Here is a 13066-nt window from a genome sequence, read left to right as displayed (position 1 = left end):
TATGACCCGAAGCAGCACCGAGGCGATCGTCCTCGTCGGACCGATGGGCGCGGGTAAGACCAGCATCGGCCGGCGCGTCGCACGCGAACTGCAGCTGCCGTTCAGCGACACCGACAGCCTCATCGTGCGGGATCACGGTCCGATCGCTCAGCTCTTCGCGTCGCACGGCGAGGCGCGCTTCCGCGAGATCGAACGCGGCGCCGTGCTGGAGGCCCTCGCTCAGGGCGGAGTCGTGGCGCTCGGCGGCGGCGCCGTGCTCGACGCCGACACGCGCGCGGACCTCTCCGCGCACCACGTCGTGCTGCTCACGGTCTCACCCCGCATCGTGCGGGCGCGGATTCAGGGCGCATCGCGTCCACTGCTCGCCGACGGCGACGACCCCGTCGCGCGTTGGGAGAGCATCATGGCGTCTCGGAGCGCCCTCTACGCCGACGTCGCGGACGTCACCTTCGACACCTCGAGCGGCCCGCTTTCGCATGTCGTCAGCGACATCGTGTCGTGGGTGCGGGGTGTCGTCGAAGACCACGCGGGACCAGGAGACGAGAACGTGCGCGATGCACTGAGCGAGCCGAGCGAGTCGAAGTGAGCGGCCTCACAACGATCCCCGTTGCAGGCGACCAGCCGTACGACGTCACGGTCGGTCGCGACATCCTGGATCGTGTCGGGACGGCGCTGCCCGCATCCGCCCGCAAAGTCCTCATCGTCCACCCTCCGACGCTCGCGGCCCAGGCCGCGACGCTGCGAGAGCTGCTCAGCGACGGCACCCGAGAGGTGCTGATCGCCGAGATCCCCGATGCGGAGCAGGGCAAGCGGGTCGAGGTCGCCGCCTTCTGCTGGCAGATCCTCGGCCAGGCCGACTTCACCCGGACGGACGCGATCGTCGGCTTCGGCGGGGGAGCGGTGACGGATGTCGCGGGCTTCGTCGCCGCGACGTGGCTGCGCGGCGTCGCACTCGTGCAGGTGCCGACCACGGTCCTCGGCATGGTGGACGCTGCCGTGGGGGGCAAGACGGGGATCAACACCGCGGAAGGCAAGAACCTCGTCGGGGCGTTCTGGCCGCCGCGTGCCGTCGTGTGCGACCTCGATCTGCTCGACTCGCTGTCGCCCAACGAGCGCACGGCAGGCTTCGCCGAGGTCGTCAAGGCGGGGTTCATCTGGGCGCCCGAGATCCTCGACCTGATCGAGGCCGACCACGAAGCGGCCGTCGACCCGCGGAGCGCCGCGTTCCGTCGCTCGATCGAACTGGCGATCCAGATGAAGGCGAGCGTCGTGGGGGAGGACCTCCGAGAGGCGGGGCTTCGCGAGATCCTCAACTACGGCCACACGCTCGGGCACGCGATCGAGCACGCGGAGCGCTACCGGTGGCGGCACGGCGCGGCGGTCTCGGTCGGGATGGTCTTCGCGGCCGAGCTCTCGCGCCTGGCGGGAAGGCTTCCGGATGCCGCGGCCCAGCGCCACCGCGACATCCTCGAGCTTCTCGGACTGCCGACGAGCTATCGTGCCGGCGCGTGGCCGCAGCTGCTCGCGACCATGCAGCGCGACAAGAAGAGCCGCGGCGGGATGCTCCGCTTCATCGTGCTCGACGACATCGCTCGGCCGACCGTACTCCAGGCGCCGGACGAGTCGCTGCTGTTCGCCGCTTACCAGGAGGTCGGGCGCTGAACAGCCCCGCCCCGCGGTGCGCGGGACGAGGCTGTCGGCGTAACTAGACGGCGGGAGCGAGCTCGCGCTTCTCGGAGGCGAGCCCCAGCTCCGACGTCGGGATGTCCTTCGACTCGCGGGCGGTCAGTGCACTCGCGGACGCGATGAGCGCGATGACGGCTGTGAACACGCTGATCACGACCCAGCCGCCCTCCTTGACGCCGCCGAGCGCGGTGACGATCGCCGGGGCGAACCCGGCCATCAGGAAGCCGATCTGGGTTCCGATGGCGACACCTGAGAACCGGACGCGGGTGCTGAACATCTCGCCGTAGAACGACGGCCACACCGCGTTGGCGGCCGCATACCCGAACGAGAAGGTCAGCACCGCGAGCGCGAACGTCAGCAGTTCGTTGCCGGCGCCCATCGACAGCATGTAGAAGGGCATCAGCACGGCGGACGAGAGTGCCCCGTAGATGAACACCGGCTTGCGGCCGATGCGGTCGGCGAGCATGCCCCACAGCGGCTGCGTGCCGAGCGCGAAGATGTTGGCGACCACGACGAGCCACAACGTGACGGACGCGTTGAGTCCCACCTCGACCCCATAGGCGATCGCGAGATTGCCGAACACGGTCGATACGGCGGCGATGAAGGCGCAGAGGATGACGCGCAGCACGTCGCGCCAGTGGTCGCGCAGCAGCGGCACGAGCGGCATCCGTGCGATCTTGCCCTCGGCCTTCGCCTGCTCGAACTCCGGGGTCTCGTGGAGCGTGCGGCGGATGAGGTAGGCGACGAGCACGACGAACGCGCTCAGCCAGAACGGGATGCGCCATCCCCACGTGTACTTGATGTCGTCAGGCAGGGCGACGACGGGGATGAGGACGAGCGCCGCGAGGATCTGGCCGCCCTGCGTGCCGGTCAGTGTCCACGACGTGAAGAACGATCGCCGGTTGTCGGGCGCGTGCTCGAGAGTCAGGGATGAGGCTCCGGCCTGCTCGCCCGCCGCCGAGAAGCCCTGCAGCAGACGGCAGAGGATGAGGATCGCCGGTGCGGCCCAGCCGATCTGCTCGAAGCTCGGGATGCAGCCGATCGCGAAGGTCGCGATCCCCATGAGCAGGAGCGTGAACATCAGCACGCGCTGACGACCGATCCGGTCGCCGAAGTGTCCGAGGATGATGGCGCCGACAGGGCGCGCGACGTACGCGAACCCGAACGTCGCGAACGACATGATGAGCGCCGCCTGATCATCAGAGGGGAAGAACACGGTGGGGAAGATGAGGGCGGCGGCGGAGCCGTAGAGGAAGAAGTCGTAGTACTCGACGGCACTGCCCATGAAGCTGGCCACGGCGGCCTTCACGGGTGTCCGCGTCGTTGCGGTGGTGGTCATCGGTCTGTCATTCCCTTTCAGGTGAGGACTTCGCGGGGGGTCACGAGGTCGTGGAAGTGCCGGATCATTCGCTCGGGGTCGGGGTGCCGGCCCGTGATGAGGCGGAGGGCGTCGACGGCCTGGTAGACCGCCATCCGCCCGCCGTCGAGGGTCTCGCAGCCGGCCTCGCGCGCGGCCTGCAGGAGGGCCGTGTCGAGCGGGCGGTAGACGATGTCGGCGACCCACAGCTCGGGTCGCAGGAGTTCGGCGGCGAACGGCATGCCGGGGTGCTCCTTCATGCCGGTCGGCGTGCAGTGCACGAGGCCGGAGCTGGTGCGCAGGAGTTCGGGCAGGGCGTCGGGTGCGGCGAAGTCCACCTCGGCAGCGTGCCGGCCGGCGAGGTCGGTCGCGAGCTCCTCCGCCCGCCCGAGGTCGAGGTCGACGACGGTGAGCATTTTCGCACCGACTCGGAGCAGGGCGTCGGCGACCGCCGAGCCGGCGCCGCCGGCACCCAGCAGCACGACGCGGTCGACCGGAGCCCCCGGCAGGCCTGACCGGAACGCGGTCTCGAACCCCGTCGTGTCGGTGTTGTGGCCGATGAGCCCGTCATCAGTGAAGAGGACCGTGTTCACCGATCCCAGTGCCTGCGCGAGGGGGTCGATGTGATCGAGGTATTCCACGACGAGCCGCTTGCACGGGTGGGTGATGTTCAATGCGTCGAATCCGAATCGACGCGCCCACGCCAGGATGTCGGGAAGCTGGTCGGGCGCGAGTCCCAGCGTCGTCAGGTCGATCGTCCGGTACAGGTAGTCGATGCCGAGAGCCCGGGCCTCGACCATGTGCATCGCCGGGGTGAGCGACGGCGTGACGCCGGTGCCGACGAGTCCGACGAGATAGGGGCGGGCCGCGCTCATGGCACTCCTTCGTCCCGGTGAGTCTTGGATGATCGGCTGTGTACTAACTGGTACGTTCACAGAAAACCACGTCGAGGGCGCACTGTCAAGAGTCCCTTTCCGAGGGACATCGGCGGCGCGAGCGGGTCAGCGCGGTGTGGTGAGCCAGCCCACCACGACATCGCCGATCACGCCGCGAAGGTGACGCCGGCTCTCGGGATCCGTGAACGACACGTCGAAGAGGTAGCCGAACGTGTACTTGTTGGCGACCTGGAAGACGCAGTACGCGCTGATGACCAGGTGCACGTCGATGGCGTTGACATCCGTGCGGAAGACACCGGCGGTACGACCGCGCTCGAGGATCTCGTCGAGCAGGGTCTTGGCAGGCTGTGCGAGCGTGCGCAGCGACTCGATGCGCCGGATGAACTCGCCGCGATGGATGTTCTCGATCGCCACGAGCCGGATGAAGGCGTCGTGAGACACATGATGGTCGAAGGTGAGCTCGGCGAGCTGGCGGATCGCCGCGACCGGGTCGGTGTGATCCACGTCGATCGTGCGTTCTGCCTCGCGGATGCCGAGGTAGGCGTTCTCGAGGACTGCCAGATACAGCTGCTCCTTGCCCCCGAAGTAGTAGTAGATCATCCGCTTCGTGGTGCGCGTACGCTCGGCGATGTCATCCACTCTCGCGCCGGAGTAGCCCTCTTCGGCGAAGACCTCGGTGGCGACGGCGAGGAGCTCCGCCCGGGTTCGCTCGGCGTCTCGCGATACGGATGGCACGACGTCAGGATAGTGGTCGTCATCGTTTGGGCCGAGCAGACACCGCGCGGGCACAATGTACCGCATGGTACATTGTGGCCCGTGAGGACCTCGATCGCGACCGTCTGCCTCAGCGGCACGCTCGCCGAGAAGCTGCATGCGGCGGCCGCGGCGGGATTCGACGGGGTCGAGATCTTCGAGCCCGACCTCATCGGCTCGCCGGAGAGCCCTGAGGAGATCCGTGCGCTCGCTGCGCGCCTCGGGCTGACGCTCGACCTGTACCAGCCGTTGCGCGATGTCGAGGGCGTCGATGAGCAGGCGTTCCAGGGTGTTCTGCGCCGCGCCGAGGCGAAGTTCCGGCTCATGGACCGGCTCGGCACGGATGTCGTGCTGTGCTGCAGCAACGTCGCCACGGCGACGATCGACGACGATGCGATCAGTGCCGCGCAGCTGCGGCGGCTGGGCGATCTGGCCGGCGCCCACGGCATCCGGATCGCATTCGAAGCCCTCGCATGGGGGAGGTTCATCGACGACTACCGCCGGGCATGGCGGGTCGTGCAGCTCGCCGACCATCCCGCGGTCGGCGTGTGCCTGGACTCGTTCCACATCCTCTCGCGTGGCCACGATCCCGCAGAGATCGAATCCATCCCGCCAGCGAAGATCTTCTTCCTCCAGCTGGCGGATGCCCCGGCACTGTCGATGGACGTGCTCTCGTGGAGCCGTCACCACCGGCTCTTTCCCGGCGAGGGCAGCTTCGACCTCGCGGCGTTCCTGGAGCATGTGCTGCGCACGGGGTACGACGGCCCGGTGTCGCTCGAGGTGTTCAACGACACGTTCAGGCAGACCGAGGCGCGGCAGACCGCCGTTCATGCACGGCGGTCGCTGCGGTGGCTCGAGGATGCCGTCGCGCGACGGATGGGTCCCGCCGCGCCGAGCGCACTCGACCTGCTGCCGGACGCCGGCTCGCCGCTCGGGTTCGACTTCGTGGAGATCAAGGCGGAGGACACGTCACCGATCGAGGCCCTGCTCGAGTCCGTCGGCTTCACGCCGCGCGGCAAGCACCGGACGAAGCCGGTGACGCTCTGGACTGCCGGCAGCGCGCGCCTCGTCCTGAACGAGCAGCACGCCCGCGGCCTTGCGCCCCACATCGCCGCCGTCGGCTTCGCCGTGCCGGACGCCACCGCTCTGACCGAGCGCGCCGGCCAGCTCGGCACACCCGTCGCCTACCGGCGGACATACGCTGCGGAGCAGGTGCTCGAGGGCGCGGTCGCTCCCGACGGGACGGAGGTGTTCTGGACCGAGCCGAGCGCCTCGGAGCCCGCGTGGGTGGCGGAGTTCGAGCACGGCGCGCCGCTCGCCGACAGCCCCATCGTCGGCATCGACCACGTCAGCCTGAGTCAGCCGTGGCAGGTCATCGAGGAGGCGATCCTGTTCTTCACCTCGGTGCTGGGACTCCCGTCGACGAGTTCGACCGAGGTCGCGAGCCCGCAGGGCCTGGTCCAGAGCCGCGTCATCCAGTCCCTCGATGGGGCGATCCGCATCCCGCTCAACGTCTCGCCTCCGATCCTCTCCGAACCGGGCCGACGCGCATCGCTGCCACAGCACGTCGCCTTCGCATGCTCCGACATCGTGGCGCTCGCCCGCTCCTCGCGCGCTCGGGGTCTCGACCCTCTTCGTATCCCCGAGAACTACTACGACGACCTCGCGGCACGGTTCGACCTCGACGAGGAGCTGCTCGTCACCCTCCGCGAACTCGACCTCGTCTACGACCGCGACGAGACGGGGGAGTACCTGCACTTCTACACCGCGACCGTCGGCGATCTGTTCTGCGAGTTCGTCGAGCGCCGGGGACACTACGACGGCTATGGGGCCGGCAACGCGCCGGTACGGCTGTCCGCCCAGGGACGCTGAACCACCGCCGTCACGTCGAGTCCTCATCGCGGGTAAAGTGCGCGGATGACCAATCCCCGTGAGCCTGGGATCTCGGTGCGCCGCATCCGCGCCGATGAGTGGCAAGCGGTGCGGCGACTGCGGCTGGAGTCGACGGCAGACCCGGATGCCGCGATCGCCTTCCTCGAGCGCCCCCACGAGGTCGCCGAGCGGGGAGACGACTTCTGGCGCGATCGCGCCGAGAAGGCTGCCGGGAGCGACGTCGCGGCGCAGTACGTCGCCGTCGTCGACGAGGAGTGGGTCGGAAGCCTCTCGGTGCTCGTGCGGGCCACCGGAGACCGCGATCACCTCGGTCGGATCGTCGACGACCGTCGCGCGTTCGTCGTCGGGGTCTACGTGCGCCCGGTGAATCGCGGGACGGGAGCCGTCGATCTGCTGCTCGCCGCCGCCGCGGAGTGGGCTGCGACGCAGGGCCTGGATCGGGTCTTCCTCGACGTGCACCGCGACAACCTGCGAGCGCAGGGAGCGTACCGACGGGCGGGATTCGAGCCGACCGGTGAAACCCTCACGGGCCCGATCGGTCCGGAGATCGTCATGGCGAGACCCGTGCCATGACCTGCCGAGGCCCCGCGGCTCGCCGCTGATATCGTGCGAGCATGACTGCTCCTCGTCGACTTCTGCTCGTGAACGGACCGAACCTCAATCTGCTCGGAACGCGCGAGCCCGAGGTCTACGGATCCCAGACGCTGCAGGATGTCGAAGCCCTCGTCGCCGAGAGCGCCGCCGCGCGCGGCTTCGAGGTGCGAGCGGTGCAGAGCAATCACGAGGGGGTGCTGATCGATGCGATCCACGCGGCGAGGACCGACTGCGCGGGTATCGTCATCAATCCCGGGGGCCTGACGCACACCTCCGTCGTCCTGCGCGACGCGCTCTCGGGCGTTGCCCTGCCGGTTGCCGAGGTCCACATCTCCGACGTCATGGCGCGTGAGTCCTTCCGCCATCACTCGTACGTGGCGGATGTCGCCATCGTCCATGTCATCGGCGAGGGCGTGCGGGGCTATGCAACCGCCGTCGCACGGCTGATCGACGTCCTCACCGGCCAGGCCGAGGGCTGACGCACCGCTCCTGCGCCCGCTCCCGACGAGTTGACGCGGTCCTACGGCGCCGCCGACCGGCGTCCCCGCGCGGGCATGGGGCATCCCGTAGAATCGAACGTCGGGCCACTTCATCGCGCCCCGACGACTTTCCCCACACGATCGGACTCTCACCCATGGCATCCACCGCAGACATCAGGAACGGCGTCGTCCTCAGCATCGACGGACAACTGTGGAACGTCATCGAGTTCCAGCACGTCAAGCCGGGCAAGGGCGGCGCGTTCGTCCGCACCAAGCTCAAGAACGTCGTCTCGGGCAAGGTCGTCGATCGCACCTACAACGCCGGCGCCAAGATCGAGATCGAGAACGTCGACCGTCGCGATTTCACCTACCTGTACAACGACGGCGACGGCTTCGTGTTCATGGATGTCGCGGACTACGACCAGCTGACGGTGCCGGCAACCGTCGTCGGCGACGCCTCGAACTTCATGCTCGAGAACCAGCAGGTGCAGATCGCGCTCAACAACGGCAACCCGCTGTACGTCGAGCTTCCGGCATCCGTCGTCCTCGAGATCACGTACACCGAGCCCGGCCTGCAGGGCGACCGCTCGTCGGCGGGCACGAAGTCCGCGACGGTCGAGACCGGCTACGAGATCCAGGTGCCGCTGTTCCTCGAGACCGGCACCAAGGTCAAGGTCGACACGCGGACGGGCGACTATCTCGGTCGCGTGAACTGAACGGGGCAGTGCTCTCGCGATGAGTGCTCGCACCAAGGCGCGCAAGCGCGCCCTCGACATCCTGTTCCAAGCCGACGTCCGAGGCGACGAGGTCTCGACGGTTCTTGCCGCCGAAGCCAAGCGGGCCGCCAACGAGCCGTCGCGCGAGGCATCCTGGCTCTACGCCCGCGACATCGTCGACGGCGTGATCGACAACCAGGACGAGATCGACGAGCAGATCACGACCTACGCAAAGGACTGGTCGCTCGCGCGCATGCCCGCCGTCGACCGGGCGCTGCTGCGCATCGGTGTGTGGGAGCTGCTCTACAACGATGAGGTGCCGTCCGGCGTCGCGATCGACGAGGCGGTCGAACTCGCCAAGGAGTTCTCGACCGACGACTCCGGTTCGTTCGTCCACGGCGTGCTCGCCAAGGTCGCGCGTTCGTCCTGACAACCCCGCGCCCGGACCCTGCGGACTTTGCGAGGATGGTCGACATGCGTCCGCCGTTCGTCGACGCCGCGCAGATCCGCCGGCAGACGGATGGCGGCGGCTACGAACGCGGGCTCGCCTACTTCCATGGCGACGCGGTGCGAACGGTCGCGTGGGACCCGGACTCGTCGGTGCTCGAGTCGATCGTCGACGGGAGCGGTTCGAGCCATTACCGGTGTCGCATCCGAATCGACCCGCAGCGTCCCGAGCAGCTCATCGTGTCGACCTTCTGCACCTGTCCGCTGGGACAGAACTGCAAGCACACGGTGGCGACACTTCTCGCGGCGAATCAGCTCGCCGACAGCAGCCCTGCCACGCCGGCCGCTCCGGCGCAGTGGCGCGCCCTGCTCGCCCCGCAGTCGACCCACGCGACGACGGCGCCGACCGCCCTCGCCCTCGGGATCGAGCTGCGGCAGCGGGTGCGCCGCAGCTCGTCGCGCTGGGCGCCGGTTCGAGTGGAGAGCGCCTCGGCACGGGGGCTCCATCAATTCGGCGCCGACGTCCTGGTCGGACTGCGCCCGCTCGAGCGCAGCGCGCGCAGCGACTCGTGGATCAAGGGCGCCGTCTCGTGGGAGGTGCTGCGACGCCCAGGCAGCGGCTACGAGCCGGCCCAAGCGCGGTGGTTCACCGAGCTGTACAGCATCGCCCGCGACATGCGCCTGTTCGGGTCCTTCTCCGACGTTTCGGAGTGGGTGACCCTCGACGACATCGAGTCCCATCTCCTTTGGCCGCAGCTGGCCACGGCCGACGAGCACGGCATCGTCGTGGTGCCGACGAAGAAGCACACGACCGTGAGCGTCGCGCACAGCGCATCGGTCATCGTCCGTGCCGAGCAGGGGAGAGCAGGACTCGAGCTCGCCGCCCGCCTCTCGATCGACGATGAGCCGGCCGAGACCGACCAGGTGCGTCCGATCGGCCACGTCGGAATCTACCGATTCCTCGCGCCGGGCGACCGCATCGAACTCACGCTTGCCCCGCTCCCTCTCTCGGCTCCGGTGCATGCGCTCGTCACGGCGCGCACCCCTGTCACCGTGCCCGCCGACGACACCGAGGAGTTCCTGACCCAGCACCTGCCGCGACTCCTCCGTCACGTCACGGTCGAAGCGCCCGGGGTCGACCTGCCGGCCCCCGAAAGCCCCACTCTCGTGGTGACTGTGCGGTTCTCGCCCGCGCACCACCTCGATTTCGCGCTCGCGTGGCGCTACGGCGACCGTGTGACGGTGCCCTATCAGGCGCCGATGTCGGACGACCGCGACGCGGGTGCCGAAGAGACCATCCGGCTGCGCGTCGCAGCCGCCTGGCAGGAGGTCCGCGCCGTGCCGTTCGCATCCGCCGGGCGCCTCTCAGGGATCGATGCAGCGGAATTCGCCACACGTGTGCTGCCGGCCCTGGAGGCGATCACAGACGTCATCGTGGAGATCGAGGGGGAGCGGCCGCGCTATCGCGAACTGACCGGCGACCCGCACGTGACGGTGTCGACCGTCGAGAGCACGGATCCGGACTGGTTCGATCTCGGCGTCATCGTGACGATCGACGGGCGCACGATCCCCTTCGCACCACTGTTCGCCGCCCTGTCTCGGGGGCGCCGCAAGCTGCTGCTCAGTGACGGGCGCTACTTCTCGCTCGCACACCCCTCGCTGCAGCGGCTTCGCGATCTGATCGAAGAGGCCGGCGACCTTGCCGAGTGGGAGACCGGTCCTCGGATCAGTCGCTACCAGACGGGGCTCTGGGCCGATTTCGAGGATGTCGCGGACGAGTCCGAGTCTGCCGTGAGCTGGCGGGCCACCGCCGATGCCCTCCGCGACCTCGATCGGATTCCGTCGACGCCGTTGCCGGCCGGCCTTCACGCGCAGCTCCGGCCCTACCAGCGCACCGGGTTCGAGTGGTTGGCGTTCCTGTGGCAGAACCGGCTCGGCGGCGTCCTCGCCGACGACATGGGGCTCGGCAAGACGATCCAGATGCTCGCCCTGATCGCGCATACGCGCGAAGCGGGTGAAAGGCGGCCGTTCCTCGTGGTGGCGCCGACATCCGTGCTCTCGACGTGGCGGACCGAAGCAGCGCGCTTCACGCCCGATCTCGATGTCGCGATCGTGGACGCGACGCGTGCGAAGCGCGGGCTCGCCGTCGCGGATGCCGTGGGGACAGCCGACCTCGTCATCACCTCGTACACGCTGCTGCGCCTCGACGAACCCGAGTTCGCGGGCGTGGAGTGGGCGGGACTCGTGCTGGATGAAGCCCAGTTCGTCAAGAACGCGCAGACGAAGGCGCACCGCGTCGCCCGGGGGCTGCGCGCCGATGTGACGTTCGCGATCACCGGCACGCCGCTCGAGAACAGCCTGACCGAGCTGTGGGCGCTGCTGTCGCTCGCGGCCCCAGGGCTCTTCCCGTCGGCTCGGCGCTTTCGGGACGAATACGTGGGCCCGATCGAACAGGGGAAGGTCCCCGACGATCACGAAGACGGCGATCACCGGGCGCTTCGGCTCGCGAGGCTGCGGCGACGGATCCGCCCACTCGTTCTGCGCCGGACGAAGGAGCTGGTCGCCGCGGATCTGCCGCCCAAGCAGGAGCAGGAGGTGCGGATCGAACTGGGCGCTGCGCACCGCGCACTCTACGACGCGGTGCTGCAGCGCGAGCGGCAGAAGGTGCTGGGCCTCCTCGACGACCTCGACCGCAATCGGTTCATCGTGTTCCGTTCGCTCACGCTGCTGCGGATGCTGAGCCTCGCACCCGAGCTCATCGATCCCGCCCACGCGCACATCGCCCCGAGCAAGCTCACGGCGCTGTTCGAGCAGCTGGACGAAATCCTGGCCGAGGGCCACCGCACGCTGGTCTTCAGCCAGTTCACGTCCTTCCTCGGGCTGGTGGCAGCGCGACTGGCGGAGCGCGGCATCCCGTACGCGTACCTCGACGGTTCGACACGGGATCGGGATGCCGCCATCTCGTCGTTCCGCGACGGCGAGGCGCCCGTCTTCCTGATCAGCCTCAAGGCCGGTGGCTTCGGGCTCACCCTGACCGAGGCGGACTACGTGTTCCTCCTCGACCCGTGGTGGAATCCGGCGGCAGAGGCGCAGGCGGTCGATCGCGCGCACCGAATCGGACAGACGCGGCCCGTCAACGTCTACCGGCTCATCGCGGGCGGCACGATCGAAGAGAAGGTCATGGCCCTGCAGCGGCGCAAGGCGCGCCTGTTCCGCGCGGTCATGGACGACGACGCACTGTTCTCGCAGGCGCTCACGGCAGACGACATCCGGGGCCTGTTCGACACCTGACTCACGGTGACGGGTCGGGGACCTCGGCCGAATGCGGCGGCACGTCGCCCCGAGCGGCACGACGATCGAGCACCAGCCAGCCCACGAGGCCACCCACACCGAGCACCACGGCCGCGACTCCGAGCGGAAACAGCCACGGTCGCAGCTCGGCGATCGCCGACTGCACCAGCGGAGCCACGAGTGGCGACCACGGGCCCGCACCGCCGCCGATCAGCCACCCCTCGATGAGCCCGAACAGCGGGATCGCGAGAAGACACACCACACAGCCGAGGCCCATGGTGATCGCGAGCGTGCGAAGCGGTCTCGGCGACAGGCAGACCCCCGCCAGTCCCAGGACCGCCGCGGCGAGAAGCGCCCAGGTGTCGATCAGCTCGGTCCAGTGATAGCGCGTGCGCAGCGTGTCGACGGTCCTGGCATCGACGATCGGCATGGCCAGCTCGGCGGATGCCGGCAGCCCCAGCTGCGTCGCGACTTCCGCCGTGACCGGGATGCCGAGCGCCGCCAGCAGGGGCCCTACCTGCAGGGTCAGCGGCCGCGTCGGCCCCGCCTGGGCGAACTGTGCGAGCGCGTCGTCGCGGAGTCCCAGCAGTCCGCCGACCAGTGCATCGGCGACCGGCGCGGAGATCCGGCCCGAGCCGAGCGCGGTCACGACGGCCCCTCGCACCTCGTCGCCCGCAGCACCCGCTCCGGTGAGCGTGGCGCCCTGCGTGAATGCCCAGTCCACCACGCCCGCGACCTCACCCCGAACGGCATCATCGTTGTAGACGGCGATCGCGCTTCGTACCGTCGTGCCGTCATCGTGCAGCGCCGCAAGGATCATGTGAGCCTGGAGCCACGCGGTCAGGAGAACCAGGCATGTCGCGATCAGCCATCGACTGGCGCGCGGCGCGTTGAACCGCGTGAAGAGCCGCGCGATCGCACGCATCGCCATCCTCCATCCGTGGTCCGGCACCC

The 13066-nt window shown here is 69.0% G+C and carries 12 protein-coding genes; 8 read left to right on the top strand and 4 right to left on the bottom strand.

All coding sequences use genetic code 11. The features are described from left to right. The first annotated feature begins 1 nt into the window (after position 1). Positions 2-586, top strand: a complete 585-nt coding sequence (locus ABD188_RS12295; protein WP_344062547.1) for a shikimate kinase — start codon at positions 2-4, stop codon at positions 584-586. Next, the gene (gene aroB, locus ABD188_RS12290; protein WP_344062544.1) at positions 583-1662 is read left to right on the top strand and encodes a 3-dehydroquinate synthase; all 1080 of its coding nucleotides are present in this window, start codon (positions 583-585) and stop codon (positions 1660-1662) included. Before ABD188_RS12295 ends, aroB begins: the two co-directional genes overlap by 4 nt. 43 nt (positions 1663-1705) lie before the next feature. On the opposite strand, the gene ABD188_RS12285 is transcribed toward aroB, so the two are convergent. The 3 genes from ABD188_RS12285 to ABD188_RS12275 all read right to left on the bottom strand — a co-directional run bounded on the left by ABD188_RS12285 (position 1706) and on the right by ABD188_RS12275 (position 4674). Continuing rightward, a complete protein-coding gene (locus ABD188_RS12285; RefSeq protein ID WP_344062542.1) occupies positions 1706-3025 on the bottom strand; it encodes an MFS transporter in 1320 nt (439 codons plus the stop codon). Between the two features lie 17 nt (positions 3026-3042). After that, the gene (locus ABD188_RS12280) at positions 3043-3918 is read right to left on the bottom strand and encodes a shikimate dehydrogenase (RefSeq protein ID WP_344062540.1); all 876 of its coding nucleotides are present in this window, start codon (positions 3916-3918) and stop codon (positions 3043-3045) included. 126 nt (positions 3919-4044) lie between these two features. Beyond that, a complete protein-coding gene (locus ABD188_RS12275; protein ID WP_344062537.1) occupies positions 4045-4674 on the bottom strand; it encodes a TetR family transcriptional regulator in 630 nt (209 codons plus the stop codon). Positions 4675-4755: 81 nt separating this feature from the next. Here ABD188_RS12275 and ABD188_RS12270 point away from each other — a divergent pair, with 81 nt between their 5' ends. The 6 genes from ABD188_RS12270 (at position 4756) to ABD188_RS12245 (ending at position 12112) form a co-directional block, all read left to right on the top strand. Next, a complete protein-coding gene (locus ABD188_RS12270; protein ID WP_344062525.1) occupies positions 4756-6564 on the top strand; it encodes a bifunctional sugar phosphate isomerase/epimerase/4-hydroxyphenylpyruvate dioxygenase family protein in 1809 nt (602 codons plus the stop codon). Positions 6565-6609: 45 nt separating this feature from the next. Continuing rightward, the gene (locus ABD188_RS12265; protein ID WP_344062522.1) at positions 6610-7158 is read left to right on the top strand and encodes a GNAT family N-acetyltransferase; all 549 of its coding nucleotides are present in this window, start codon (positions 6610-6612) and stop codon (positions 7156-7158) included. A 41-nt stretch (positions 7159-7199) separates the two neighbouring features. Further along, entirely contained in the window at positions 7200-7658 is a 459-nt protein-coding gene (gene aroQ / locus ABD188_RS12260; protein ID WP_344062519.1) for a type II 3-dehydroquinate dehydratase, read from the top strand. 155 nt (positions 7659-7813) lie between these two features. Continuing rightward, complete coding sequence (efp, locus tag ABD188_RS12255; protein ID WP_344062516.1) at positions 7814-8374, top strand: elongation factor P; 561 nt, start codon at positions 7814-7816, stop codon at positions 8372-8374. Between the two features lie 19 nt (positions 8375-8393). Then, positions 8394-8804, top strand: a complete 411-nt coding sequence (nusB, locus tag ABD188_RS12250) for a transcription antitermination factor NusB (RefSeq protein ID WP_344062513.1) — start codon at positions 8394-8396, stop codon at positions 8802-8804. A gap of 44 nt (positions 8805-8848) precedes the next feature. After that, a complete protein-coding gene (locus ABD188_RS12245) occupies positions 8849-12112 on the top strand; it encodes a DEAD/DEAH box helicase (protein ID WP_344062510.1) in 3264 nt (1087 codons plus the stop codon). A 1-nt stretch (position 12113) separates the two neighbouring features. On the opposite strand, the gene ABD188_RS12240 is transcribed toward ABD188_RS12245, so the two are convergent. Further along, complete coding sequence (locus ABD188_RS12240; protein ID WP_344062507.1) at positions 12114-13043, bottom strand: hypothetical protein; 930 nt, start codon at positions 13041-13043, stop codon at positions 12114-12116. Between the last annotated feature and the right edge of the window lie 23 nt (positions 13044-13066).

This window comes from Microbacterium pumilum, from assembly GCF_039530225.1.
GTDB lineage: Bacteria > Actinomycetota > Actinomycetes > Actinomycetales > Microbacteriaceae > Microbacterium > Microbacterium pumilum.
This window is presented reverse-complemented; position numbering and strand designations above follow the sequence as displayed.

Excerpts from the sequence above, each read along its gene's own strand:
- ABD188_RS12295 (WP_344062547.1), top strand. The coding sequence starts at position 2 with ATGACCCGAAGCAGCACCGAGGCGATCGTCCTCGTCGGACCGATGGGC.
- ABD188_RS12285 (WP_344062542.1), bottom strand. The coding sequence starts at position 3,025 with ATGACCACCACCGCAACGACGCGGACACCCGTGAAGGCCGCCGTGGCC.
- ABD188_RS12280 (WP_344062540.1), bottom strand. The coding sequence starts at position 3,918 with ATGAGCGCGGCCCGCCCCTATCTCGTCGGACTCGTCGGCACCGGCGTC.
- ABD188_RS12265 (WP_344062522.1), top strand. The coding sequence starts at position 6,610 with ATGACCAATCCCCGTGAGCCTGGGATCTCGGTGCGCCGCATCCGCGCC.
- aroQ (WP_344062519.1), top strand. The coding sequence starts at position 7,200 with ATGACTGCTCCTCGTCGACTTCTGCTCGTGAACGGACCGAACCTCAAT.
- efp (WP_344062516.1), top strand. The coding sequence starts at position 7,814 with ATGGCATCCACCGCAGACATCAGGAACGGCGTCGTCCTCAGCATCGAC.
- nusB (WP_344062513.1), top strand. The coding sequence starts at position 8,394 with ATGAGTGCTCGCACCAAGGCGCGCAAGCGCGCCCTCGACATCCTGTTC.
- ABD188_RS12245 (WP_344062510.1), top strand. The coding sequence starts at position 8,849 with ATGCGTCCGCCGTTCGTCGACGCCGCGCAGATCCGCCGGCAGACGGAT.
- ABD188_RS12240 (WP_344062507.1), bottom strand. The coding sequence starts at position 13,043 with ATGGCGATGCGTGCGATCGCGCGGCTCTTCACGCGGTTCAACGCGCCG.